Below are 24,689 nucleotides of genomic sequence, written 5' to 3'. Positions count from 1 at the left end.
CATCCCATGGTGCGCCGGGCAAACACCTCGCTTGCAAGGACCGTGCCCCGAAAACTGTCGCATCACGCCGAGAGCCAAAATCCTTCGAAGGATTTTGCAAAAGTTTTCCAAAACTTTTGTTCAGAGCGCCGCCAGCCCCGCACGAAACCGCCGCATGTTGGCCTGATACCCCAGCGCCGAGGCGATCAGCCGTGCCTGCGCCGCTGCATCCAAGGCCCGCACCACCCGTCCCGGCGCGCCCATCACCAGTGACCCATCGGGAATTTCCTTGCCTTCGGTGATCAGCGCGCCCGCGCCGATCAGGCAGCCAGCCCCCACCTTCGCGCCGTTCAGCACCGTGGCCCCCATGCCGATCAGACTGCCCGTGCCGATGGTGCAGCCATGCAGCGTCACCCGGTGGCCGATGGTGCAGTTGGCACCGATGGTCAGCGGATAGCCCATGTCGGTGTGCAACACGCAAGCCTCCTGCACATTGCTGCCCGGCCCGACCATGATCGGCTCGTTGTCGCCGCGCAGCGTCGATCCGAACCAGACCGAAGCCCCTGCCGCCAGCACCACCCGGCCGATCACATTGGCATCGGGGGCCACCCAGGTGTCAGGGTCGATCTCGGGCAGCAGGCCTTCCAGCGCATAGATCATCGGGCTTCAAACTCCCTGTTCAACCCGCGCACAAATTCCGACAGGCCGGGCTGGCGGTCGCGCCGCAACCTTTCGGCCTGCAATATCGTGACCAATCGCGCAAAGGCCTGATCAAGATCGGCATTGACCAGCACATAGTCGTATTCCGCCCAATGGCTGATTTCGTCCCGGCTTTTCGCCATCCGCCCGGCAATCACCGCGTCGCTGTCCTGGGCACGGCTGCGCAACCGCCGCTCCAGTTCGGCAATCGAGGGCGGCAGCACGAAGATCGACACCACGTCGCGGCCCAGGCTGGAGTTGCGGATCTGCTGGCCGCCCTGCCAGTCGATGTCGAACAGGGTGTCGCGGCCTTCGGCCATCGCCGCCTGCACCGGGCCTTTGGGCGAGCCGTAGAAGTTGTCGAACACCCTGGCATGTTCCAGCATCTCGCCCGCCTCCACCTCGGCGGCGAAGGCGGCGTGGCTGCGGAAATGGTAATCCGTGCCATCCACCTCGCCGGGGCGCGGCGGGCGGGTGGTGGCGGAAACCGAAAAGCGGATGGTCGGATCCCAGTCCATCAACCGCCGCGCCAGGGTGGATTTCCCGGCACCGGAGGGCGAGGACAGGATCAGCAGCAGCCCGCGGCGTTGGGGATCGGCCATGCTCACTCCACGTTCTGAACCTGTTCGCGCATCTGATCTATGACGGTCTTGAGGTCAAGCCCGATGCGGGTCAGCGCCAGCGCCTGCGCCTTGGAGCACAGGGTGTTGGCCTCGCGCATGAATTCCTGCATCAGGAAATCGAACTTGCGGCCCACCGGGCCTGCATCCTCCAGCAAGGCGCGGGCGGCGGCGATATGGGCGGTCAGGCGGTCCAGTTCCTCGGTCACGTCGGTTTTCACCGCCAGCAGCGCCAGTTCCTGCGCCAGGCGCGTGGCGTCCACCCCGTCGCTGTTGGCCAGCACGCGGGCCAGATTGTCGGCCAACGTGGTGGCGGCGCTGTCGGCCCGGGCGGCGGCCTCGGCTGCGGCAAGCTCGGTCAGGGCGGCGATGCGGTCCAGTTGGGCGGCGATCACCCGGCCAAGGGCGGCGCCTTCGGCGGCACGGGCGGCGTGGAAATCGGCCAGCAGCGGCGGCAGATCCGCCAGCAGGGTGGCGCGCAGCGGCGCGGTATCGTCGTCACTGGCACCCGATTCCAGCACGCCGCGCAGGGCCAGCACATCGGCCTGGCTCGCCTGCGCCAGCGTCATGCCACATTCCATCGCCGCGGCTTCGACCTGCGCCAGTGCTGCCAGCACGCCGCGCAGCACCGCAGGGTTGACCCGCAGCGCCTCGGCCTCGCCGCCATCGCGCGCCAGTTTCAGCGTCAGGCTGACATTGCCGCGCTGCAAGGCCCGGCCAAGTTCGGCCCGCAACGCCAGTTCCAGCCCGTCGATCCAGTCCGGCACCCGCAGCCGCAGATCAAGCCCCTTGCCGTTCACCGAGCGGATATCCCAGGCCCAACTGTGGCCGTGGCCCTGCCCCTTGCGGGCGGCAAAACCGGTCATCGAAACTGTCATGGTTACGCGATCCTTCTGCCGCCTGCGGACGGCTTGTTGCGGTGGCATCGCAGCAGGTGCGGTCCCCCGGTTTACCAATTCTACAGATTGTGCCCCCAATCGTTCGAATTTGGTGTAAATTCATATCTGGGTAATCTGTGTTGTTCCACGGTTAATCCTGTTGTCGCAGCAAAGGCGGCCTGTCGTTGATCTGGTATCCGGGCGTGGCCCGCATCGCAGAGGACCGCAGGGCCAGTGCGTTGGCAGCCGGATCGGGGGCACGGGTCCGGGGCTGAGGGTTGCGAGATGTCGATTTTCTTTTTGAGCGGAAAGCGCGGGGCGTCGGACGCCGAACCGGCGGTTGCCAAGGGTCCGCTGATTGTGCGCGATCCGGCGGCGCGGCTGATCTTCGCCCAGACCGCCGAGGTGCGGGCCTATTGGGAGGCGCTGCGCGACGGTGCCACCCTGCCCGCCCGGGCGCAGATCGACCCGCGCGGCATTGCCGGTGCGCTGGATTGCGCCTTCATCATCGAACGCATTGCCCCCGGCATCGCCCGATTCCGGCTGGCGGGGATGCATCTGGTCGAGTTGATGGGGATGGAAGTGCGCGGCATGCCGCTGTCAGCGATGTTCGACCCGATGGGCCGGGCGGCGCTGGCGACCGGGCTGGAGCAGGTGTTCAAAGGCCCGTCGATCCTTGATCTGCGGCTGGCGGCGGAGCGCGGGCTTGGCAAGCCGTCGCTGCACGGGCGGATGCTGATCCTGCCGTTGCGCGGCGACAGCGGGGCCGCCGATCTGGCGCTGGGGTGCCTTGCCACCATAGGCGAGATCGGTCGCAAGCCGCGGCGGTTCCACATTGCCACCACGACGCAGGAAATGCTGAGTGATGCGCCGAAAGCGCGTGTGCCGGAGCCGGGGTTTGCCGAAGCGGTGCCCGGGTTTGCTCCGGCCCCTGTCAAACGCCCGCATCTGCGGCTGGTGCGGTTCGACGACTGAAATGGCAAAGGGCGGGCGCGGCACCCGTTTGGGTGCCGCGCCCGCCCTGCTTGATGCAGATCACAAGGCGATGCGACGATCGGCGTGGCGCAGGCTGGAAAGCTCTTCGGCCACCAGAAACGCCAGTTCCAGCGACTGACTGGCGTTCAGCCGCGGGTCGCAGGCGGTGTGATAGCGGTCGGCCAGATTTTCATCCTTCACCGCCCGCAGGCCACCGGTACATTCGGTCACGTCCTTGCCGGTCATCTCGAAATGCACGCCGCCGGGGATGGTGCCCTCGGCCTTGTGGATGCCGAAGAATTCGCGCACCTCGCGCAGCACCTGCTCGAAAGGCCGGGTCTTGTAGCCCGAGGCGGATTTCACGGTGTTGCCGTGCATCGGGTCGCAGGTCCAGACCACGGCAGCGCCCTCCTCCTGCACCGCCTTGATCAGGCGCGGCAGGTTTTCGGCCACCTTGCCGGCACCAAAGCGGGCGATCAGGGTCAGCCGACCGGGCTCGTTGGTCGGGTTCAGCTTGGCCATCAGCGCCTTCAGGTCGCTGGCAGTGGTGGTGGGGCCGCATTTCAGCCCGATCGGGTTCAGCACGCCCTTGGCAAATTCGACATGCGCGCCATCGACCTGCCGGGTGCGATCACCGATCCAGATCATGTGGCCCGACCCCGCCACCGGCAGGCCGGTGATGCTGTCGATCCGGCACAGGGCTTCCTCGTATTCCAGCAGCAAGGCCTCGTGGCTGGTGTAGAAATCCACCACCGCCAGATTATGCGCGGTTTCGGCGTTCACCCCGGCAGCGTTCATGAAATCCAGCGCGTCGGAAATCCGGTTGGAGATTTCGCGGTAGCGTTCGGCCTTGTCGCTTTCGGCAAATCCCAGCGTCCAGCTATGCACCCGGTGGATGTCGGCAAAACCGCCGGTGGAGAAGGCGCGCAGCAGGTTCAGGCTGGCGGCGGCCTGGGTGTAGGCCTGCAGCATCCGGGCCGGATCGGGGATCCGCGCCTCGGGGGTGAAATCGAAGCCGTTGATGATGTCGCCGCGGTAGCTGGGCAGTTCCAGCCCGTCGATCACCTCGGTCGCGGTAGAGCGCGGCTTGGCAAATTGCCCGGCCATGCGGCCGACCTTGATCACCGGCACCTTGGCGCCATAGGTCAGCACCACCGCCATTTGCAGCAGCACGCGGAAGGTGTCGCGGATGTTGTCGGCAGAAAACTCGGCAAAGCTTTCGGCGCAGTCGCCGCCTTGCAACAGGAAAGCCTTGCCCTCGGCGGCCAATGCGAGCTGCTTCTTCAGCCGCCGCGCCTCGCCCGCGAACACCAGCGGCGGATATTTGGCCAGTTGCGCCTCGACGCCGCGCAGCGCCGCTGCATCGGTATAGTCGGGCATCTGCACCCGCGGCTTGGCGCGCCAATCCGATTTGGTCCAGCCGGTGGTCATCGGTGTTCTCCGTGGTTCAGCGGTATCGCGGGGCATATAGGGCAAATGCCGGGTGAAAGCAAAGCCTCAAACCCCCGGTTCCGCTTGAAGGGGGCGGGAAATGCTGTATCCATGTGCCAGAAACGACGCAAACACGTCGCGTAAAATGGATGACCGCATGTCCGCCCACGCCCGCAAGGCCACCAACGTGACCAAACCCGCCGAACCCCGGCGCTTTGTGTTCCTGCTGCTGGACCGTTTCACCATGCTGTCCTTTGCCGGCGCGATCGAACCGTTGCGAATTGCCAACCGGGTGGCCGAGGAAACGCTGTATGCCTGGAAACTGGCCGGCGAGTCCGGCGACACCGCCATCTGTTCCAACGGCACGGCGTTCAAGCTGGACATGGGGCTGGACGAGGTGACGCGCGAGGATACCGTGCTGGTCTGCGGCGGCATCGACGTGCAGCGCGCCACCTCGCGCGGCATCATCGGCTGGCTGCGGCGCGAGGCCCGGCGCGGTGCCACCATCGGCGGGCTTTGCACCGGGGCCTATGCGCTGGCCAAGGCGGGCTTGCTGGACGGGCGCCGCGCCACCATCCACTGGGAAAACCAGGACGGGTTTCTGGAGGAATTCGAGGATGTGAAGCTGACGAAATCGGTGTTCGTGATCGACGGCAACCGGCTGACCAGTGCCGGCGGCACCGCGTCGATCGACATGATGCTGAAGATCATCGCGCAGGACCACGGCGAGGACCTGGCCAATACCGTGGCCGACCAGTTGATCTATTCGGCGATCCGCACCGATCAGGACACCCAGCGGCTGTCGATCCCGACCCGGATCGGCGTGCGGCATCCAAAGCTTTCGCAAGTCATCCAGATGATGGAAAGCAACATCGAAGACCCGATGAGCCCGGCCGATCTGGCCGAGGAGGTCGGCATGTCCACCCGGCAGCTGGAACGTCTGTTCCGCCGCTATCTGAACCGCAGCCCCAAGCGCTATTACATGGAATTGCGGCTGTCGAAGGCGCGCAACCTGTTGATGCAGACCGACATGAGCGTGATCAACGTGGCCCTCGCCTGCGGCTTTGCCAGCCCGTCGCATTTTTCCAAATGCTACCGGGCGCATTACAACACCACGCCTTACCGCGAGCGCGGCACCCAGGGCGGCGGCACCGGGGTGCGGCTGTCGATCTGATCGCGGTTTGACGGACAGAGGGGGGCTGTCTGCCCCCCACGCCCTGCGGGCTCCCCCCGAGGATACTTTCGAACAGATGAAGCCCAAGCGGGGCGAGTCGCGGCTGACGTAGGGTCAGATTTCGTGGCATCCGGGGGCAGGGATGCGAATTGCATCTTGCGGTTGAAAACTAGGGCCGGATCGGCGCTATCGCCGCAGGATAGCCACTTTTCTTTTGTGGGCTCTGGCTCTAGGTTCGCGGACAGGAATTTTTTCCGACCAGGGAGCGAAACATGAAGAAACTGCTTTTGGCCACCACGGCGACCGTCCTGATGGCGGGCGTTGCCGGTGCCGAGGAAATCAAGCTGGGCGTGCTGCTGGGCTTTACCGGGCCGCTGGAATCGATCACCCCGCACATGGCGGCGGGTGCCGAACTGGCGATGAAGGAAGTGTCGGACTCGGGCAAGTTCATGGGTGGCACCACCGTGACCTCGGTGCGCGGCGACAGCACCTGCGTTGACGCGGCGGCGGCGACGGCGGCAGCCGAACGTCTGGTCACCGCCGACAAGGTGGCGGCGATCATTGGCGCCGACTGCTCGGGTGTGACCGGGGCGGTGTTGCAGAACGTGGCGCGGCCGAACGGCATCGGCATGATCTCGGCCTCGGCCACCTCGCCGGCGCTTTCGGATGCCGAGGATGACGGGCTGTTCTTCCGCACCGCGCCTTCGGATGCCCGTCAGGGCGTGGTGATGTCGGATGTGTTGATGGCCCGCGGCGTGAAGTCGGTGGCGATCACCTATACCAACAACGACTACGGCAAGGGTCTGGCCGAAAGCTTCCAGAAGGCCTACGAGGCGGCGGGCGGCAAGGTGACGATCTCGGCCGCGCATGAGGACGGCAAGGCCGACTATTCCGCCGAAGTGGCGGCGCTGGCGGCGGCGGGCGGCGATGTGCTGGTCGTGGCGGGCTATGTCGATCAGGGTGGCAAGGGCGTCATCCAGGCCTCGCTCGACTCGGGCGCGTTCTCGACCTTCTTCCTGCCGGACGGCATGTATGGCGACGCGCTGATCGCAGCCATCGGCGACGGGCTGAACGGCTCTTACGGCACCGTGCCGGGCACCGATTCGGCGGGGTCTGCGACGTTTGCCGAAATGGGCAAGGCGGCGGGCTTTGATCCGACCTCGTCCTACACCGGCGAAAGCTATGACGCGGCGGCGCTGATGCTGCTGGCGATGGCGGCGGCAAACTCGACCAATGCCAAGGACTGGACCGCCAAGGTCAACGACATTGCCAACGCTCCGGGCGAGCCGATCATGCCGGGCGAACTGGGCAAGGCGCTGGACCTGATCGCGGCGGGCACCGACATCGACTATGTCGGCGCCACCGCGCTGGAACTGATCGGGCCCGGCGAAAGTGCTGGCAGCTTCCGCGAATATACCGTCAAGGACGGCGCTTTCGTGACGGACGGGTTCCGTTGATCGCCAGCATCGGTTGAAATCGGCAACGGCCCGGGGCAAACCCGGGCCGTTGCTTTGACAAAAAGCCCCAACGGCGCGCAGGGCTGGCGCGAAACGGCGGAGCAAAGGGGAACCGGATGATCGTCGTCGAGAATCTTCACCGGCATTTCGGCAGTTTTCGCGCTGTGGACGGCGCGTCGCTGCACATCAAGGCCGGGTCGATCACCGGGCTGATCGGGCCGAACGGCGCGGGCAAGACCACGCTGTTCAACGTGATCGCCGGGCGGTTGCCGCCAACTTCCGGCCGCGTGCTGATGAGCGGCGAGGATATCACCGGCCTGCCGCCGCATGAATTGTTCCACAAGGGCGTGCTGCGCACCTTTCAGATCGCGCATGAGTTCGGCTCCATGACGGTGCGGGAAAACCTGATGATGGTGCCCGAGGGCCAGACCGGCGAGACGCTGTGGAACACCTGGTTCCGCCGCGGTGCCGTGGCCGCCGAGGAGCGCCGCATCCGCGAGCGCGCCGACGAGGTGCTGGAGTTTCTGACCATCCGCCATCTGGCCGACGAGCGCGCCGCCAACATCTCGGGCGGGCAGAAGAAGCTCTTGGAACTGGGGCGCACCATGATGGTGGACGCCAAGATCGTGTTTCTGGACGAGGTGGGGGCCGGGGTGAACCGCACGCTGCTGAACACCATCGGAGATGCCATCGTGCGGCTGAACCAGGAGCGCGGCTATACCTTCTGCGTCATCGAGCATGACATGGATTTCATTGCCCGCCTGTGCAACCCGGTGATCTGCATGGCCGAGGGCCGGGTGCTGGCCGAGGGCACGGTGGACGAGGTGAAGAACGACGAGCGGGTGATCGAGGCCTATCTGGGCACCGGGTTGAAGAACAAGGTGGTGGCCAATGGGTGAGCCGGGGGGGATTGCGGCGGCGGCGGGAGCCTCCGGCGGGGATATTTTTGAACAGATGAAAGCGATGGCGCATGGCTGAGCCGTTTCTGATTGGCGAGGCGATGACTGGCGGCTACGGGCCGGTGGACATCTTGCACGCCTGCACCATTGCCGTGGAAAAGGGCCAGATCGCGGTGATCGTCGGCCCGAACGGGGCGGGCAAATCCACCGCGATGAAGGCGGTGTTCGGCATGCTGCGGTTGCGCGGCGGCCATGTGAAGCTGGCGGGTGAGGATATCACAGCACTCAGCCCGCAGGCGCGGGTGGCCAAGGGCATGGCCTTCGTGCCGCAGACCCACAACATCTTCACCTCGATGACGGTCGAGGAAAATCTAGAGATGGGGGCGTTTCTGCGCCGCGATGATATTCAGGGCACCATGGAGCAGGTCTATGATCTGTTCCCGATCCTGAAGCAGAAGCGCTATCAGGCGGCGGGGGAATTGTCGGGTGGCCAGCGCCAGCAGGTGGCGGTGGGGCGGGCCTTGATGACCCAGCCCAAGGTGTTGATGCTGGACGAGCCGACCGCAGGCGTCAGCCCGATCGTGATGGACGAGTTGTTCGACCGCATCATCGAGGTGGCGCGCACCGGCATTTCCATCCTGATGGTGGAACAGAACGCCCGGCAGGCGCTGGACATTGCCGACAAGGGCTATGTGCTGGTGCAGGGGGCCAACCGTTTCACCGACACCGGGCAGGCCTTGCTGGCCGACCCGGAGGTTCGCCGCAGTTTCCTGGGGGGTTGAGATGCGTCTGTCTGTTTTGCTGTTGGCCATGCTGCCGACGTTTGCCCTGGCCGAAGATGGCGTGGTGACGCTGGACTGCCGGGTGGTCACCGCCTGCGACGCCGATGGCAAATGCACGCCGCAAGACCGCCCGGCCAGTTTTCGCCTGCAACGGCAAGCGGGATCGGATGTGCTGCTGGTTTACGATGCCGTGTCGGCACCGGTGACCAGCGGCGGTGATGACAATGGACCGCTCAGTTGGTCGGAGGGGCGCGGCGACAGCCAGACCATGCTGGCGACCGGCTACAGCGATGATGATCGGGTGAACATGGTCTGGCACAGCAGCAACAGCGGCACCGATGACACCCCCGGCCAGACCCGGTTTCTCAGCTGTGTGGACCCGGAATGATGGATATTCTCAACGCCCTTGTGGTCTTTCTGAACTTCGTCTTTGTCCCCGGCCTGGCTTACGGCGCGCAACTGGCGCTGGGGGCGCTTGGGGTGACGCTGATCTACGGCATCCTGCGGTTTTCCAACTTTGCCCATGGCGACACCATGGCGATGGGCACCATGGTGACGATCCTGTTCACCTGGTGGTTCCAGTCGATGGGGATCAGCTTTGGCCCCTTGCCGACGGCGCTGCTGGCGCTGCCGTTCGGAATTGCGATCACGGCGGCTTTCGTGCTGGGCACTGATCGGGTGGTCTATCGGTTCTATCGCAAGCAGAAGGCGGCGCCGACGATCCTGGTGATCGTGTCCTTGGGCGTGATGTTCGTGATGAACGGCATCGTGCGGCTGATCATCGGGGTGGGTGATCAGGAATTTGCCGATGGCGCGCGGTTCATGGTCACCGCGGCGGGCTTCAAGAAAGCCACCGGGCTGGACGAGGGGCTGGCGATCAAGGCCACACAAGGCATCACCGTGATCACCGCGGTGCTGGTGGTGGCGGCGCTGTTCTGGTTTCTGCAAAAGACCCGCACCGGCAAGTCGATGCGGGCGTTTTCCGACAATGAGGATCTGGCGCTGCTGTCGGGCATCAACCCCGACCGGGTGGTGGCGGTGACCTGGGTGATCGCGGCGGCTTTGGCGACGATTGCCGGGGTGCTTTACGGGTTGGACAAGTCGTTCAAACCCTTCACTTATTTCCAGTTGTTGCTGCCGATCTTTGCCGCGGCCATCGTGGGTGGCCTGGGCAACCCGCTGGGGGCGATTGCCGGCGGCTTCGTCATTGCCTTCAGCGAGGTCACGGTGACCTATGCCTGGAAGAAGGTGGTGACCTACGTGGTGCCCGACAGAATGGCGCCGGACACGCTGCTGCAACTGCTTTCCACCGACTACAAGTTTGCGGTCAGTTTCTCGATCCTGATCCTGGTGCTGCTGTTCATGCCCACCGGGCTGTTCAAGGGGAAATCGGTATGAACCTGAAGAACATCGGGCTGTTTGCCGGGGTGGCGGCGTTGTTCGTGGCCACCGGCATGTTGCAAAGCTGGAACCTGTCGCTGTCGATCCTGAACATGGCGCTGTTGTCGTCGATCATGGCGCTGGGGGTGAACATGCAATGGGGCTATGCCGGGCTGTTCAACACCGGGATCATGGGGTTCACCGCGCTGGGCGGGCTGGCGGTGGTGCTGGTATCCTCGAAACCGACGCCGGGGGGCTGGAGTGCGGGCGGGCCGGGTGTGCTGCTGGCCTTGGCGCTGGGGGCGGCGACGCTGGTGCTGGCCACCCAGCTTTACAAGCGGATGGCACCGGGGGTGCTGCGGGGCATCGGTCTTGTGGCGGTGCTGACGGGCGGGTTCCTGCTGTTCCGCGCGGTGCTGGACCCCGCGACCACGGCGATCGAGGCCAACAACCCGTCGCTGCTGGGCAGCCTTGGCGGGTTGGGCCTGCCGGTGCTGCTGGCCTGGCCGGTGGGGGGCTTGCTGGCCGCCGCCGCGGCCTGGGCCATCGGCAAGACCGCCCTTGGGCTGCGGTCGGACTATCTGGCGATTGCAACACTGGGGATTGCCGAGATCATCATCTCGGTGATGAAGAACGAGGACTGGATGGCGCGCGGCGTCAAGAACGTCATCGGCCTGCCGCGGCCCTGGCCGGTGCCCTACGAGGTGGAATTGCAGCAAAGCCAGGGGTTTCTGGGCTGGGCGCAAAGCTGGGGGTTTGATCCGGTCACCGGCTCGTCGATCCTGGTCAAGCTGATCTATGCCGGCATGTTCGGGCTGGTGTTGCTGGCGATCATCTGGCTTTCGGAACTGGCGCTGAACTCGCCCTGGGGCCGGATGATGCGGGCGATCCGCGACAACGAGGTGTCGGCCGCCGCCATGGGCAAGAACGTGACCCGGCGGCATTTGCAGATCTTCATCATCGGCTCGGCCATCGTGGGCGTGGCGGGGGCGATGATGACCTCGATGGACGGGCAGTTGACGCCGGGCACCTACAACCCGTTGCGCTATACCTTCCTGATCTGGGTGATGGTGATCGTCGGCGGCTCGGGCAACAACTGGGGTGCGGTGTTGGGCGGGTTGCTGATCGGCTGGCTGTGGCTGATTGTCGAAAGCCTGGGGCCGCAGGTGATGGGGGCGATCACGGCGGGGATGGCGGACGGGGCGCTGAAGACGCATCTGATTGACAGCGCGCAGCACATGCGGTTGCTGACGCTGGGGATCATTCTGCTGCTGGTGCTGCGGTTCAGCCCGCGCGGGTTGATACCGGAGAAGTAGCTTTGCCGGGCAGGCAGCCGGGGGTTTTCCACCCCCGGACCCCCGGAGGATATTTGCGCAGAGAAGAAGCCGGGAAGCAGGTGCGGGCCGTGTGATTGCGCGACATATTTTGTCGCAAGTGAGCATGATGCCTGCCCGGCGCGCGGCCACTCTGGCGCAAATCCTGCGAGGAGGCCGCGATGAAGACCCATACCCGTGTTCTGGTGATCGGCGGCGGCGTCGTCGGCTGTTCGGTGCTTTACCATCTGACCAAGCTGGGCTGGTCGGACGTGACGCTGATCGAGCGGTCGGACCTGACCTCCGGCTCGACCTGGCATGCGGCGGGCGGCTTTCACACCCTGAACGGCGACACCAACATGGCGGCGCTGCAGGGCTACACCATCCGGCTTTACAAGGAACTGGAGGCGATCACCGGCATGTCCTGCGGCTTGCACCATGTCGGCGGCATCACCCTGGCCGACACGCAGGAGCGGTTCGACATGCTGCGGGCCGAGCGGGCCAAGCACCGCTACATGGGGCTGGACACCGCGATCCTGACGCCTGCAGAAGTGGAGGCGATGACCGACGGGCTGGTGAATACGGCGGGGGTGATCGGCGCGCTTTATGATCCGCTGGACGGGCATCTGGACCCCTCGGGCACCACGCATGCCTATGCCAAGGCCGCGAAAATGGGCGGGGCAGAGATCATTCTGCACAACCGGGTGCTTTCCACCACCCAGCGTGCCGATGGCGGTTGGGACGTGCAGACCGAGAAGGGGCTGATCGTCGCCGAGCATGTGGTGAACGCCGGTGGCTTGTGGGCGCGCGAGGTGGGGGCGATGGCCGGGGTTTATCTGCCGCTTTTGCCGATGGCGCATCAGTATCTGGTCACCGATGACGTGGCCGAGGTGATTGGCCGCGCCAAGGAATTCCCGCATGTGATTGATCCAGGTGGCGAATCCTATCTGCGGCAGGAAGGGCGCGGCTTCTGCATCGGGTTCTATGAAAAGCCCTGCGAGGGCTGGTCGATCGACGGCACGCCCTGGGGCTTTGGCCATGAATTGCTGAACGAGCAGTTCGACAAGATCGCGGATTCAGTGGAATTTGCCTACAAGCGCTTCCCGGTGCTGGAGCGGGTGGGCGTCAAGCGGGTGATCCACGGCCCCTTCACCTTTGCCCCCGATGGCAACCCGCTGATCGGGCCGGTGCCGGGGTTGCGCAACTACTGGTCGGCCTGCGCGGTGATGGCCGGGTTCAGCCAGGGTGGCGGCATGGGGCTGGCGCTGGCGCAATGGATGATCCATGGCGAGGTCGAACGCGACCCGCGCGGCTTTGATGTGGCGCGCTTTGGCAACTGGACGACACCCGGCTACACCGTGCCGAAGGTGATCGAGAATTATCAGACCCGGTTCTCGGTGGCCTATCCGAACGAGGAGAAACCGGCCGCCAGACCGTTCCGCACCACGCCGATGTATGACACCTTCACCGCGATGCGGGCGGTCTGGGGCCAGCAATACGGGCTGGAAGTGCCCAATTACTACGCCCTGCCCGGCGAGCCGGTGTATGAGACCCCGACCTTCCGCCGCTCGAACGCCTGGGGTGCCACGGCGGCCGAGGTGGCGGCGGTGCGCGGCGGTGTCGGCATCAACGAGGTGCAGAATTTCGGCAAATATCGGGTGACCGGGGTGAAGGCGCGGGCTTGGCTGGACCGGATGATGGCGGGGCTGATCCCGCAGCCGGGGCGGTTGAGCCTGACGCCGATGTTGGCGGAATCGGGCAAGATCATTGGCGATTTCACGGTGTCGTGCCTTTCCGAGACCGAGTTCCAGTTGACCGCCAGCTATGGCGCGCAGGGTTGGCACATGCGCTGGTTCGACCAGCACGCCGAACATGGGGCGCGCGTCGAAAACATCTCGGACGCGCGGTCGGGGTTCCAGATCGCCGGGCCGAAGGCGCGGGAGTTGCTTGCGCGCTGCACCCGCAGCGATGTCTCGGCGCAGGCGTTCAGGTTCATGGACGTGAAGCGGCTGACCGTGGGGATGGCCAACTGCATCGCCCAACGGGTCAGCTATACCGCCGATCTGGGCTATGAGATCTACTGCGACCACATGTCGGTGCGGCATCTGTGGGACACGCTTTGGGCTGCCGGGCAAGACCTCGGGCTGCGGCCCTTCGGGATGCGGGCGATGATGAGCCTGCGGCTGGACAAGTTCTTCGGCTCCTGGGGCCGCGAGTATTCCCCCGACTACACGCCGCTGGAGACCGGGTTGGACCGCTTCATCCGCTGGAACAAACCGGCGGACTGGATCGGCAAGGCGGCGGCTTCGGCGGAAAAGGCGGCGGGGGCGAAGCGGCGGCTTTCCGCCTTTGTGGTCGATGCCAACGGCGCCGATGTGGTGGCCTGGGAGCCGATCTGGCTGGACGGCGAGGTGGTGGGCTATTGCACCTCGGGCGGTTATTCGCACCACACCGGCCAGTCGGTCGCCATGGGCTTTGTGCCGACGGCGCGGGCGGTCGATGGCTTGCAGGTGGAGATCGAGATATTGGGCGAGCGCCGCCCTGCCCGGCTGGTCAGCACGCCGCTGTTCGATGCCGATGGGGCGCGGATGCGGGGCTAACCCGTGCCCGCGATCCTGATCCTGGCGGCGGGGGCCTCGGCGCGGATGCGGGGGCGCGACAAGCTGCTGGAGCAGGTGGCGGGCGTGCCGCAACTGGGCCGGATTGCCCGGGCGGCGCTGGAAACCGGGTGCCGGGTATTGGTTGCCTTGCCGCCCGAGGCGGGGGCGCGGGTGGCGGTGCTGGCGGGGCTTGCGGTGACGTTGGTCACCGTGGCCGATGCCGCAACCGGCATGGCCGCCAGCATCCGCGCCGGGGTTTCAGCCGCAGGTGATGCGGCGGGGTTGATGATTCTGCCTGCCGACATGCCGGACCTGGATGCCGCCGACCTTGGCGCGCTGCTGGGTGCCTTCCTTGCGGCACCGCAACTGATCCACCGTGGCACCAGCCGCGATATCCCCGGGCATCCGGTGATTTTCCCCCGCGCGTTCTTCCCCAGCCTCGCCAGCCTGACCGGCGACAGCGGCGCGCGGGCCGTGCTGGCAACGCATCCCGACCGGGTGCAGGGCGTGCCGCTGCCCGGCCGCCATGCCATCATTGATCTGGACACCCCCGAGGACTGGGCGGCCTGGCGCGCGACCTAGGACGCCAGCATCACCCGCGCCTCGTGGCTGCGCAGGGTGCGCCGCGCCGCCGGATAAAAGCTGCCCATGTCGGCCAATTCCGGGAACAGCATCAGCAACTCGTCGCGTTGCGCCTGATCCAGCCCCTTCAGCGTCAGATCGCCCGGCTGGAAGCTTTCGGTCCATGCACCATCGGCGCTGATGATCTCGTGTTGGTCGAACATGATGTGGATGTAGCTGACGCCATTGGGGAAGATGCGCTCCACCCCGGCTTCGCCGACCAGATGAGTGGCGGCCACCAGCACCTCGTCCTCGCCAAAGAACATCTCGGCCCGCGCGCCGGAAAACAGCATCCGGTGCTGCGGCGACACCAGCATGTCGCGGTCGGGAAGTGCGCCGCCCAGCGCCCCCTTGCGGATGCGCACCGGCGACAGCCGCGGTTGCCGCGCGAGGTCGGCCCGGCTGAGGTCGCGCCGCCCGACCCAGCGGATGGTCTGCAAGCCGTGGTCGCGGGTCAACACCTGGTCGTCCACCACCAGATCCTCGACCCGCACCTCGCCATGCGCGGTCAGGATCAGCGTGCCGGGGGTGAAACAGGGCACCACATGCTCGATATCGGTGAAGGCCATGGTGCCGGTGACAGCGCCGGTGCTGTCCAGAAACTGCACCGTGCCATTTTCGCTGTTGCCGGGGTCATAGATGACGTTGGTGTTGCCCCAGCCATAGGCCGAAAGGTCCAGCGTGTCGTAATCGTCGCCGCCATTGCCGCCATCGACGACATCACCCGCGCCGACCAGGAAGGTATCGCGGTCGTCGCCACCCAGCAGCGTGTCGGCGCCAAGGCCGCCGTCCAGCGTGTCGGCCCCGGCCTCGCCCAGCAGGCTGTCGTCACCGGCATCGCCCGTCAGCAGGTCGTTGCCCCGGTTGCCGAGGATGGTATCGCTGCCGTCGCCGCCTTGCAGCGTATCGTTGCCGCCGATGCTGGAATAGATGCCCAGATCGCCTTCCAGCCAGTCGGCGCCGCTGCCGCCCTGCACCAGATCGTCACCGAGTCCGCCGTAAAGCTCGTCGTTGTCGGCACCGCCGTCCAGCGTGTCGGCACCGTCGCCGCCCTCGATGTAATCCGCCCCGGCCTCGCCCAGCAGAGTGTCGGCCCCTGCCCCGCCAAAGATGCCGTCGGCCCCGTCGCCACCCAGCACGGAATCGTTGCCCAGACCGGATTCGATGGTGTCATCGCCCGCCCCGGCCAGCACATAATCGTCCTCGGGTGCGGCACCGGGCAACAGCGCGTCGCTTGCGTCGATGCGGTCGCCACCCGGATCGCCCAGATAACTGGTGTCGATCAGATCACCGCCTGCGGTGCCTTCGACAATGCCATCGGGCGGCACCGGCGGGATGCCCAGCGCTTCCAGCGCCGCCGGACTGGAGACCGCGGCCACCGTCACCCCGACCAGCGTCAGGCTTTCGCCACCGGGGAACAGCAGCACGGCATTGCCCATGCCATCGTCCAGCACGGTCACGTCGGCCACATTGACCGGATTGCCCAGCGCATCGGTCATGCCGCTGACGTCCAGCGTATCGACGCCGCTGTAGGTGCCATCGCCATTGTCGATCGGCGCATCAAAGCCCAGCAGCGTATCCGCGCCGTCGCCATCGGCAAAGTTGATCACATCGGCATCGCCGTCGAACTCCATCTCGAAGGTGTCGTTCCCGGCCCCGCCGTCGATGCTGTCAGCACCCCAGCCGACCGCAACAAAATCGTCACCGCTGGAGCCGATGACCACATCGTTGCCACCCCCCAGCACGATGGCCTCGATCTGCGAGAAGCTCAGGCTATCGGTGCCCGAGGTCAGCGTGCCGTCTTCGTCGCTGGCCGGATTGCCGGCGCTCAGGTCCAGCACCACATCGCCGGTCATGCTGCTGACGTTCAGCACATCGCCAAAGGTCTCGCCGGTTTCGCCGCCCACCACCACATCGGTGCCAAAACCATCGGTGATCTGGAAACTGTCGTCGCCGCCCTCGCCCAGCAGGCTGTCGTTGCCTGCATCGGTGAACAGAAGGTCGGCGTTGTCACCGCCCAGCAGGCTGTCGTCGCCCTCGCCGCCGTAAAGCACATCCTGCCCGGCGCCACCGTAAACGGTATCGTCGCCAAGCCCGGCCATCACCGTATCAAACCCGTCGCCCGCCACGACCAGATCGTCGTTGGGGGCATGGCCCACCAGGCTGGCGTCATTGTTGTCGATCCGGTCGCCATCGGGGTCACCCAGATAGGCGGTGTCGATCAGGTCATTGCCCGCCGTGCCCGACACCGTGCCATCGGGCCGGGTGGTCAGCACGCCATCGACGAACAGGTTTTCGATGTTGTAGAACGCCAGTGTGCCACCGGCGGTGAAGGTGATGGTGCCGTTTTCGCTGTTGAACGGATCCCAACTGACCGAGGCCACGCCTTCCACATGCAGCGTGTCGTTGTCGGTGCCGGTGGTGACGGTCTCGTAGCCGTCCACATAGTCGCCCGCGCCGCCATAGAAGCTGTCGGCGTCCTCTTCGCCCAGCATGGTGTCGGCGCCAAGGCCGCCGATCAGCGTGTCGGCGCCGTTCGAGCCTTGCATGAAGTCGTCGCCGTCATCGCCATAAACCAGATCGTTCTCGCCCGAGCCGGTGATGGTGTCGTTGCCAGCCCCACCATAGACGGTATCGTCACCATAACCGCCATAGATGTAGTCGTTGCCGTCGCCGCCGAACACCTGATCGGTGCCAAGCCCGCCATAGACCGAATCGTTGCCATCACCGCCATAAACGCTGTCGCTGCCGGCATCGCCGCGCAGGAAGTCGTCGCCCGCGTCGCCGTAAACCGTGTCATCGCCGGTGTCGCCCTGAGCATAGTCGTTGCCGATGCCGGTGTGGATCACGTCCTGATCATTGCCGCCGTAAACGTCATCATCGCCAGCGCCGGAAAACACCGTGTCGTTGCCGTCACCGGCGAAAACCTCGTCGTCGTCCGGCCCGGCACCGGCAAAGATCGCGTCGCCGTTGTCGATCACGTCGCCGTTGACATCGACATAGCCCGCGCCGATCAGGTCGGCCGCCGCGGTGCCATAGACGATGCCATCCGGGTTGCCGCCGTTCAGGATCAGATGCTCGATATTGCTGAAGGTCAGGGTCGAGTTGTCGATGAAGGTGATGGTGCCGTTTTCCGGGTTGCCCGGATCGAAGGCGATGGTCAGCACGCCGCTGGCGGTCAGGGTGTCCTGATCGGTGCCGCCCTCGCCGCCATCGACCACATCGCCCGAGGCGCCGCGGATCAGGTCGGCATCATCGCCGCCCACCAGCACGTCGGCCCCCAGCCCGCCTTCCAGCATGTCGGCGCCGGTGCTGCCGAACAGGGTGTCGGCCCCATCCTCGCCGTAAAGCGAATCCTGTCCGGCACCGCCGTAAACCACGTCATCGCCCAGACCCGCCACCACGGTGTCGTTGCCGTCACCGGCCACCACGATATCGTCCTCGCCCACCTGCCCGGCCAGCAGCGCATCACCGGCGTCGATCCGGTCGCCATCGGGGTCGCCCAGATAGGCGGTGTCGATCATGTCATCGCCGCTGGTGCCATCGACAATGCCATCGGCAGCAGGGGCGGTGGTGGTGTTGACGGTGATGAAGCCGATGTCGGTGTTGCCCAGCCCATCCTCGACCGTATAGGTGAAGCTGTTGGCGCCGATGTCGCCATCGGTGGTCACCGTCACCGTGCCATCGGCGTTCAGCGTCACCTGCTCGCCCGTGGCCAGCGTCACCGTGCCCCCCACGGCAATCGGCTGGCCGTTGATATGGGTGATGTGCAGGCCGGTGTGGTTCAGGTCGGTGTCATTGGCCAGAATGTCATAGGTGCGGCTGGAGTTGGCCGCCATGTTGATGGTGTCGTCATAGGCCAGCGCCACGGTCTGGATGCTGTCGCCCATGATCAGCAGGTTGCTGTCATAGACCGGGTCGCCGGCATCGGCGATGCCGATCCTGATGGTGTTCACCTGCCCCGAATTGACCGGTGCCTTCAGCGACAGGGTGATGGTAAAGCCGTCCATCTCGGTGTTGTAGGGGTCGGTGGCAGCGGGGTTGTTGACGTAAAGGTTCTGGTTCGAGGTGGTGTTGACGTTGTCGATCGACACCGATTCATGCACGATCGACAGCGGCACGAAGTCGCCGTTGACCCAGACCCCCACCGCATCATTGAAGCCGCCATTGACGTATTCCAGATACTCCTCGGACGAGAACACGAACTGCATCGTGATGAAATCGCCGGTCGGGATGAAGTTGGCCTCGAAGATCGCGGCGTCGAAGGTGTTGGTTCCGGCAATGGCGTTCAGTTGCGCATCGCCGTTGACCCCGGTGGTGTCGGTCGAGGTTCCGGCCTGCAGGTTGGTGTCGGCGGTGCCGCTGCCGTTGGTAAAGCTGCCGACATTGCCGGTGGACAGGATCACGCCGCTGTCCGAGGGCACCACGCCCGGGATGGTGCTGGTGGCATCGGAATAAATGCCGGCCGAGACCGGGTCGCCGGTGTAGGTGGCGCTGACGATCTGGATGCCGTCGCCGAACATCTCGTTGGCCATGTCCAGCGCCGTGGCGGAGGTGTTGATGGTCAGTTCGGTCGCTGTGGCCATGCCAGATACTCTTTCACACTATGCCGAAAGCCGGACCGGGCCGGACAACCCGCTGCATCGACCGCAGGCGGGCAACCGGGCCGCTGAAGATTTGCAGGTTCGACAGGTTCGGCTTCATTTCCATATCCATACGGGCCCCCTGCCACCGTCTGGTCGCAGGTCACGCCGCCTTGATTTCCGGGTTAAGCAATGATCGTGGCGTAAACGTGCAGGATCTGGGTTCGGTTCATGGAATTTTGCGGCGAAAATATGCGCAATTTTAGGCAGTTAGCGGTTCCGGTCCCCAATGGCCCGTAACCGGGGTGATTGTTTCCGCACCAGCCGCAATCTTGCGCGGTTCGATAGCGAAAATGGCAAAGGGCCCCGAGATCGAGGCCCTTTCCCTGTGCAGTCCGGGCCACGACACGCGTCGCCCGGTCCGCGCTGCATAAGCCGTTACTTCACCAGCAGCCGCGCTTCGTGCTTCTTCAGCGTGCGGCGGGCGGCGGTGTAGCTTTCGATGCCTTCCTCGGTCTTCAGTTCGGGGAACAGCTCGTAGATCTCGCTGCGCTGGGCGTTGCCCATGCCCTTCAGCGTATAGTCGCCGGGCTGGAAGCTTTCGCTCCAGGCGCCGTTCGACAACAGCACTTCGTGGCGGTCGAACATGAGGTGCAGATAGGTGGTGCCGATGCTGTCCACTTCGTGAACGCCCGCGCCGCCGACCAGATGCTTGGCCGCCACCAACACTTCGTGCTCTTCGAAATAAAGTGCCGTGCGGTCGTTGGCCACCAACATGCGGTGGTTGGGGCTGACCATCATGTCACGCTCGGGCAGACCGTCGCCCAGGCTGCCGCGCCGCACCAGGATCGGCTTCAGATGCGGATTGACCGCCAGATCCTGCCAGCTCAGCGCTTTGCGGCCAGCCCAGCGGATCTCCTGGATGCCGTTGTCGCGGGTGATCACCCGGTCGCCAACCGCCAGGCTTTCCACCGGAACCTCGCCCTTCGGCGTCGCGATCAGCGTGCCGGGGGTGAAGCAGGGAATGACATTCTCGATGTTGCGGAAGGTCATGCTGCCGGTGGTGTTGCCGTCGGCATCAAGGAAGTTGACCACGCCGTTTTCGGCATTGGCCGGATCATAGACAATGCGGAACGGCCCGGTGACGCCATGCAGGTCCAGCGTGTCGTAGTCGTCGCCGCCTTCGTTGCCATCGACGAAATCGCCGGCATTGCCGCCCAGGAACACGTCGCGGTCATTGCCGCCGGACATGCTGTCAACCCCGGCACCGCCGATGATGGTGTCGTTGCCGCCACCGCCCAGGATGGTGTCTTCGTCGATGCCGCCGTCGATCAGGTCATTGCCGCGGTCGCCGAAGATCAGGTCGTCGTCGTCCTGGCCAAAGATGGTGTCGTTGCCGTCACCGCCGCGGATGGTGTCGCGGCCATTGTCGGGCCGGGCGTCATAGGCATCAGGAATGTTCAGCCCGTCCGGGAACACCGGCGACAGCCCGCCATAGATGATGTCGTCGTCCTGACCGCCGTCGATCAGGTCAGAGCCTTCGCCACCGATGATGCTGTCGTTGCCCTGACGGCCCTGAATGGTGTCGTCGTCAAAGCCGCCGTCAACGGTATCGTTGCCGTAACCGGCCTCGATCCAGTCGTTGTCGTCGCCGGTGGTGATGCGATCATTGCCGGTGCCGCCATAAACGGTGTCACGGTCATCGAACGGGTCGGCATCGGCAGGGAACAGGCCGGGATAGCCGCGGTCGGGCAGCGGGTTGCTGCCGCCGCCGCTGGTGTCGATCACGTCATCGCCATCGAGGCCCGCCACCTGATCATTGCCGTCGCCACCGATCACGGTGTCGTTGCCACTTTCGCCGTTCAGGATGTCATCGCCCACACCGCCGTCGATCAGATCGTTGCCAGCGCCACCCACAACCATGTCGTCGCCCAGGCCCGCCAGCACGGTGTCATTGCCGCCACCGGCACGCACGCGGTCGTCGTTGGGCGCATCGCCCGGCAGGATCGCGTCGCCCGCGTCGATGAAGTCGCCATCGGGGTCGCCGGCATAGGCGGTGTCGATCAGATCGCCGCCCGCGGTGCCATCAACATAGCCGTCGCGCACCGGGCCTGCGCCCACGGTAACCGTGACAATGCCGGTAGCGGTGCCGCCATTGCCATCGGTGATGCCGTATTCGATGGTCGCCTCGCCGGTAAAGCCCGGGTTCGGCGTGAAGGTCAGCGTGCCGTCACCGTTCACCACCACCGTGCCATTGGGCGAGGTGGGCGTGCCGAACAGCGCCACGCTGTCGCCATCGACATCGGTATCATTGGCCAGCACCGGAATGATCACCGCCACACCCGCCGTGGTGCTGGCGCTGTCGGGGTTGGCCACCGGATCGTCGTTCACCGGCCGCACCGTCACGGCGACGGTGGTGCTGGCCGTGTTGCCGTCGGGGTCGGTCACGGTATAGGTGATGGTATCGGGGCCGTTGTAATCGGCATCGGGCACATAATGCAGGCTGCCGTCGGCGTTCACCGTCACCGTGCCATGGGCTGCGTTGCCACCAGTCACGGTCAGGGTCTGCCCATCGGGATCGGTGTCATTGGCCAGCACCGGAATGTCGATCGCCACGTCTTCATCGGTGGCGGCCATGTCGGGCTGCGGCTCGGGGTCGTGATCGCAGTTGTCCACGCTGTCCGACAGGGTGAATTGCGACACCGTGCCGTGGAAATGCTGGTTGATGTTGTCCAGTTGCCCGGGATGCGAGGCCGCCTGCCCGGCACCGATGATCCAGGGCTGGCTGACGCTGCCCTGATCCATGGTCACAGTGTTCGGCACCGGCGCATCAAAGGTGGTGCCTGCGGTGACGTTCTCGATCACCAGCCGCCCGCCCGCGCCGCCCTCGTCCCAGGAATAGCTGAGGTTGATTTCGTCGCCCAGCGCCATGAAGCCCGCAGGCGTGCCGAAGGTTACCGGCACGCCGCCGGTCTCGTGCACGATCTGGATCGAGCCGTCGTTCAGCACGTCGATGTGAAAACCGCCCGCGGTGTTGCCAAGGTAATCGCGCGACAGCAGCGTGTCGCAGCCGCATTTGTCATGCGCGGTCTGGGTGAAATTGATCTCCAGCGTGCCGCGATCCATCTGGAACGTCGGGTTGGCATAGAGCTTGGCGATATCGTTCACGCCATCCAGCACCAGATTGCCACCGCTCGCCGCCGCACCGTTGAGATAGAGGCCGTCCTGCGCACCATTGCCCAGTGCCGAATCCGCCACGTGCGTTCCCGTGTCATCGAAGTTGTATTGTGCAAATACCGGCATCGTCTTTTCCTCACATCAGCAGAGCGCCAAAATTCTGGCCGCATCCGATCCACACCCCGACGCCTTCCACCGGAAAGCGCTCGATCGGCGCGGCCCGGTTGCCCGGACCCTGCGCCACGCTGCCTGTCGTCAGGACGTGAAGAAGTGATGCAAAAAGCGCGCCTTGCCACGTTGGGCAGACCTTCCAAGGCCCCAGAAGCCGCAAGGGCTATGGGTCATGCCGGACTGAAATCTCCGAAACCTGGCAGCGCTTTCGAAACCACTCCTGCGCCAAACGGCGCTTCACCACTGAACGACCGCCCCCACGGCCACAATGTCTTACCCAGCAAGACACCTGTTAAATACTCTCTGTTAAGGTTGCCGGAAAGTAAAAAACGGCCGATCTGTGGCAGCGCAATCGACGGAAAATCGCTGTGCGCCGCCGCCGCTGGCAAGAAAATTACCAAACCGTTGATCCAACTGTTTCCAGTTCCGCCGATAGCCCAGAACCAGCAAAAGGCTAACGCGCAGAACTCGCTGGGATTCTTGCAAACGCCTTACGGGGCACTTCCGCCAGTGTTTCCATTTCCGTAACATTCAGAGGCCGTCAAGCTCGCGTTAAGGATGAACATGATTTTGCCATTTTTCCTGTGCAGCCGTCTTGGGCTTGTTCACACAGACGCACCAATCGGCGGTTTTTCGACGGATCGGTGAAAGTTAACGCACTGTTTAGCTTAACAAACCCGAATCACCCAAGAGAATTGGGGCGAAACCAAGGCAGGCTCGGGCGCGCCAGGCCATCTCGTCGCGGCTGGATGTTCGCCCTTCATCTGCCGCCCAAGCTTGCCTAGACTGTCGCTGAACCAGGGTGTCGGCAACCGCAAGAGGCAGTATCAGATGCACACTTCAGAAACCGCCCCGGACGCACCGGCACCGCAACCCCGGCGGGTGTTCCTGCTGGGGGCCACCGGCACCATCGGCCGGGCCACCCTGGCCGCCTTGCTGGAGCGCGGTCATCAGGTGGTCTGCTTTGTGCGGCCCGGTGCCAAGGGCCTGCCCGATGCCGCCCTTTTGCGGTTTGGCGATGTGACCGACCCAGGCGCGCTGGCCCGCGACGGCTTTCGCGGCGAGCGGTTCGACGCGCTGGTGTCCTGCCTGGCCTCGCGCACCGGCGTGCCGCGCGACGCCTGGGCGATTGATCATCAGGCGCATGTCGATGCTTTGGCCGCGGCACAGGCGGCGGGGGTGACGCAGGTGGTGCTGCTGTCAGCGATCTGCGTGCAAAAGCCGTTGCTGGCCTTCCAGCAGGCCAAGCTGGCGTTCGAGACGGCGCTGATCGCCTCGGGTCTGACCTACAGCATCGTCCGCCCGACCGCGTTTTTCAAATCGCTGTCGGGCCAGGTGGCGCGGGTGCAGCAGGGCAAGCCGTTCCTGCTGTTCGGCAACGGCGCGCTGACCGCCTGCAAGCCGATCAGCGACGCCGATCTGGGCGGCTATATCGCAGATTGCCTGCACGACCCCAGCCGCCACAACCGCATCCTGCCGATCGGCGGCCCCGGCCCGGCCATCACGCCACGGCAACAGGGCGAAGAACTGTTCCGCCTGCTGGGCCGGGCGCCGAAGTTCAAACAGGTGCCCGTGGCGCTGATGGACGCCGCCATCGCCGTGCTGTCCACGCTTGGTCAGCTGTCTCCCAAGCTGCGCGACAAGGCCGAGCTGGCGCGGATCGGCCGCTATTATGCCACCGAATCCATGCTGGTGCTGAACCCCGCCAGCGGGCGCTATGATGCCGAGGCCACGCCCTCGACCGGCAGCGACACGTTGTTCGACTTCTACGCCCGGCTGTTGGGCGGCACGGCAACGGTGGATCTTGGCGACCACGCGGTGTTCTGACCCGGGGTCAGGCCGGACCCATTGCCGCAGAATCCGGGCCTGCCGATTGACGTCCGCCGCTGCCGCCGCCATACCGTAAACAAAACAGTGCGCGTTTGCCGGACAACGGCGAACAGGGGAGGT

At 65.1% G+C, this 24,689-nt stretch carries 18 protein-coding genes; 12 read left to right on the top strand and 6 right to left on the bottom strand.

What is annotated here, in order from left to right; translation table 11 throughout:
* Positions 1–120: 120 nt before the first annotated feature.
* From RSW2DRAFT_RS03530 to RSW2DRAFT_RS03520, 3 genes are read right to left on the bottom strand one after another with little or no spacing between them, the layout of a single operon-like run.
* Positions 121–639, bottom strand: coding sequence for a gamma carbonic anhydrase family protein (locus RSW2DRAFT_RS03530; protein WP_008028107.1), 519 nt, complete (start codon positions 637–639; stop codon positions 121–123).
* Positions 636–1,280, bottom strand: coding sequence for a guanylate kinase (gene gmk / locus RSW2DRAFT_RS03525; RefSeq protein ID WP_008028104.1), 645 nt, complete (start codon positions 1,278–1,280; stop codon positions 636–638). The genes RSW2DRAFT_RS03530 and gmk overlap by 4 nt, the downstream gene beginning before the upstream one ends.
* A gap of 2 nt (positions 1,281–1,282) precedes the next feature.
* On the bottom strand, positions 1,283–2,176 hold the full coding sequence (locus RSW2DRAFT_RS03520; protein WP_008028102.1) for a YicC/YloC family endoribonuclease: 894 nt from the start codon (positions 2,174–2,176) through the stop codon (positions 1,283–1,285).
* Between the two features lie 285 nt (positions 2,177–2,461).
* Between RSW2DRAFT_RS03520 and RSW2DRAFT_RS03515 the strand changes: the two genes are divergently transcribed.
* The gene (locus RSW2DRAFT_RS03515) at positions 2,462–3,151 is read left to right on the top strand and encodes a PAS domain-containing protein (protein WP_008028099.1); all 690 of its coding nucleotides are present in this window, start codon (positions 2,462–2,464) and stop codon (positions 3,149–3,151) included.
* 60 nt (positions 3,152–3,211) lie between these two features.
* Here the strand turns inward: RSW2DRAFT_RS03515 and RSW2DRAFT_RS03510 are convergent, their stop codons facing one another.
* Positions 3,212–4,582, bottom strand: coding sequence for a class II 3-deoxy-7-phosphoheptulonate synthase (locus RSW2DRAFT_RS03510; protein WP_008028097.1), 1,371 nt, complete (start codon positions 4,580–4,582; stop codon positions 3,212–3,214).
* A 157-nt stretch (positions 4,583–4,739) separates the two neighbouring features.
* Between RSW2DRAFT_RS03510 and RSW2DRAFT_RS03505 the strand changes: the two genes are divergently transcribed.
* The 9 genes from RSW2DRAFT_RS03505 to RSW2DRAFT_RS03465 all read left to right on the top strand — a co-directional run bounded on the left by RSW2DRAFT_RS03505 (position 4,740) and on the right by RSW2DRAFT_RS03465 (position 14,769).
* Positions 4,740–5,756 (top strand): GlxA family transcriptional regulator, encoded by a 1,017-nt coding sequence (locus RSW2DRAFT_RS03505; RefSeq protein WP_040671538.1) that lies wholly within the window; start codon positions 4,740–4,742, stop codon positions 5,754–5,756.
* A 272-nt stretch (positions 5,757–6,028) separates the two neighbouring features.
* Complete coding sequence (locus RSW2DRAFT_RS03500) at positions 6,029–7,213, top strand: ABC transporter substrate-binding protein (RefSeq protein ID WP_008028090.1); 1,185 nt, start codon at positions 6,029–6,031, stop codon at positions 7,211–7,213.
* A gap of 116 nt (positions 7,214–7,329) precedes the next feature.
* Complete coding sequence (locus tag RSW2DRAFT_RS03495) at positions 7,330–8,112, top strand: ABC transporter ATP-binding protein (protein ID WP_008028088.1); 783 nt, start codon at positions 7,330–7,332, stop codon at positions 8,110–8,112.
* Positions 8,113–8,183: 71 nt separating this feature from the next.
* Positions 8,184–8,894 (top strand): ABC transporter ATP-binding protein, encoded by a 711-nt coding sequence (locus RSW2DRAFT_RS03490; protein WP_008028086.1) that lies wholly within the window; start codon positions 8,184–8,186, stop codon positions 8,892–8,894.
* Between the two features lies 1 nt (position 8,895).
* A complete protein-coding gene (locus RSW2DRAFT_RS03485; protein WP_008028085.1) occupies positions 8,896–9,282 on the top strand; it encodes a hypothetical protein in 387 nt (128 codons plus the stop codon).
* Complete coding sequence (locus tag RSW2DRAFT_RS03480) at positions 9,282–10,292, top strand: branched-chain amino acid ABC transporter permease (RefSeq protein ID WP_040671504.1); 1,011 nt, start codon at positions 9,282–9,284, stop codon at positions 10,290–10,292. The genes RSW2DRAFT_RS03485 and RSW2DRAFT_RS03480 overlap by 1 nt, the downstream gene beginning before the upstream one ends.
* Positions 10,289–11,590: a branched-chain amino acid ABC transporter permease gene (locus tag RSW2DRAFT_RS03475; RefSeq protein ID WP_008028081.1), complete on the top strand. Its 1,302-nt coding sequence runs from the start codon at positions 10,289–10,291 to the stop codon at positions 11,588–11,590. Before RSW2DRAFT_RS03480 ends, RSW2DRAFT_RS03475 begins: the two co-directional genes overlap by 4 nt.
* Positions 11,591–11,769: 179 nt before the next feature.
* Positions 11,770–14,187: a GcvT family protein gene (locus tag RSW2DRAFT_RS03470; RefSeq protein ID WP_008028079.1), complete on the top strand. Its 2,418-nt coding sequence runs from the start codon at positions 11,770–11,772 to the stop codon at positions 14,185–14,187.
* A 3-nt stretch (positions 14,188–14,190) separates the two neighbouring features.
* Positions 14,191–14,769 (top strand): nucleotidyltransferase family protein, encoded by a 579-nt coding sequence (locus RSW2DRAFT_RS03465; RefSeq protein ID WP_008028077.1) that lies wholly within the window; start codon positions 14,191–14,193, stop codon positions 14,767–14,769.
* On the opposite strand, the gene RSW2DRAFT_RS18670 is transcribed toward RSW2DRAFT_RS03465, so the two are convergent.
* Entirely contained in the window at positions 14,766–19,394 is a 4,629-nt protein-coding gene (locus tag RSW2DRAFT_RS18670) for a Hint domain-containing protein (protein ID WP_008028075.1), read from the bottom strand. The two genes, RSW2DRAFT_RS03465 and RSW2DRAFT_RS18670, sit on opposite strands and share 4 nt — an antisense overlap.
* 435 nt (positions 19,395–19,829) lie before the next feature.
* The gene (locus RSW2DRAFT_RS18435) at positions 19,830–22,694 is read right to left on the bottom strand and encodes a Hint domain-containing protein (protein ID WP_008028071.1); all 2,865 of its coding nucleotides are present in this window, start codon (positions 22,692–22,694) and stop codon (positions 19,830–19,832) included.
* 147 nt (positions 22,695–22,841) lie between these two features.
* On the opposite strand from RSW2DRAFT_RS18435, the gene RSW2DRAFT_RS17780 reads away from it, so the two are divergent.
* On the top strand, positions 22,842–23,267 hold the full coding sequence (locus RSW2DRAFT_RS17780) for a hypothetical protein (RefSeq protein ID WP_156790615.1): 426 nt from the start codon (positions 22,842–22,844) through the stop codon (positions 23,265–23,267).
* Between the two features lie 303 nt (positions 23,268–23,570).
* On the top strand, positions 23,571–24,566 hold the full coding sequence (locus tag RSW2DRAFT_RS03450; RefSeq protein WP_008028070.1) for an NAD(P)H-binding protein: 996 nt from the start codon (positions 23,571–23,573) through the stop codon (positions 24,564–24,566).
* The last annotated feature ends 123 nt before the right edge of the window (positions 24,567–24,689 follow it).

Origin of the sequence: Rhodobacter ferrooxidans (genome assembly GCF_000176015.1) — a bacterium.
GTDB classification, from domain to species: domain Bacteria; phylum Pseudomonadota; class Alphaproteobacteria; order Rhodobacterales; family Rhodobacteraceae; genus Pseudorhodobacter_B; species Pseudorhodobacter_B ferrooxidans.
Note: the sequence above shows the minus strand (reverse complement) of the source record. Positions and strands in the feature narration are given on the sequence as shown.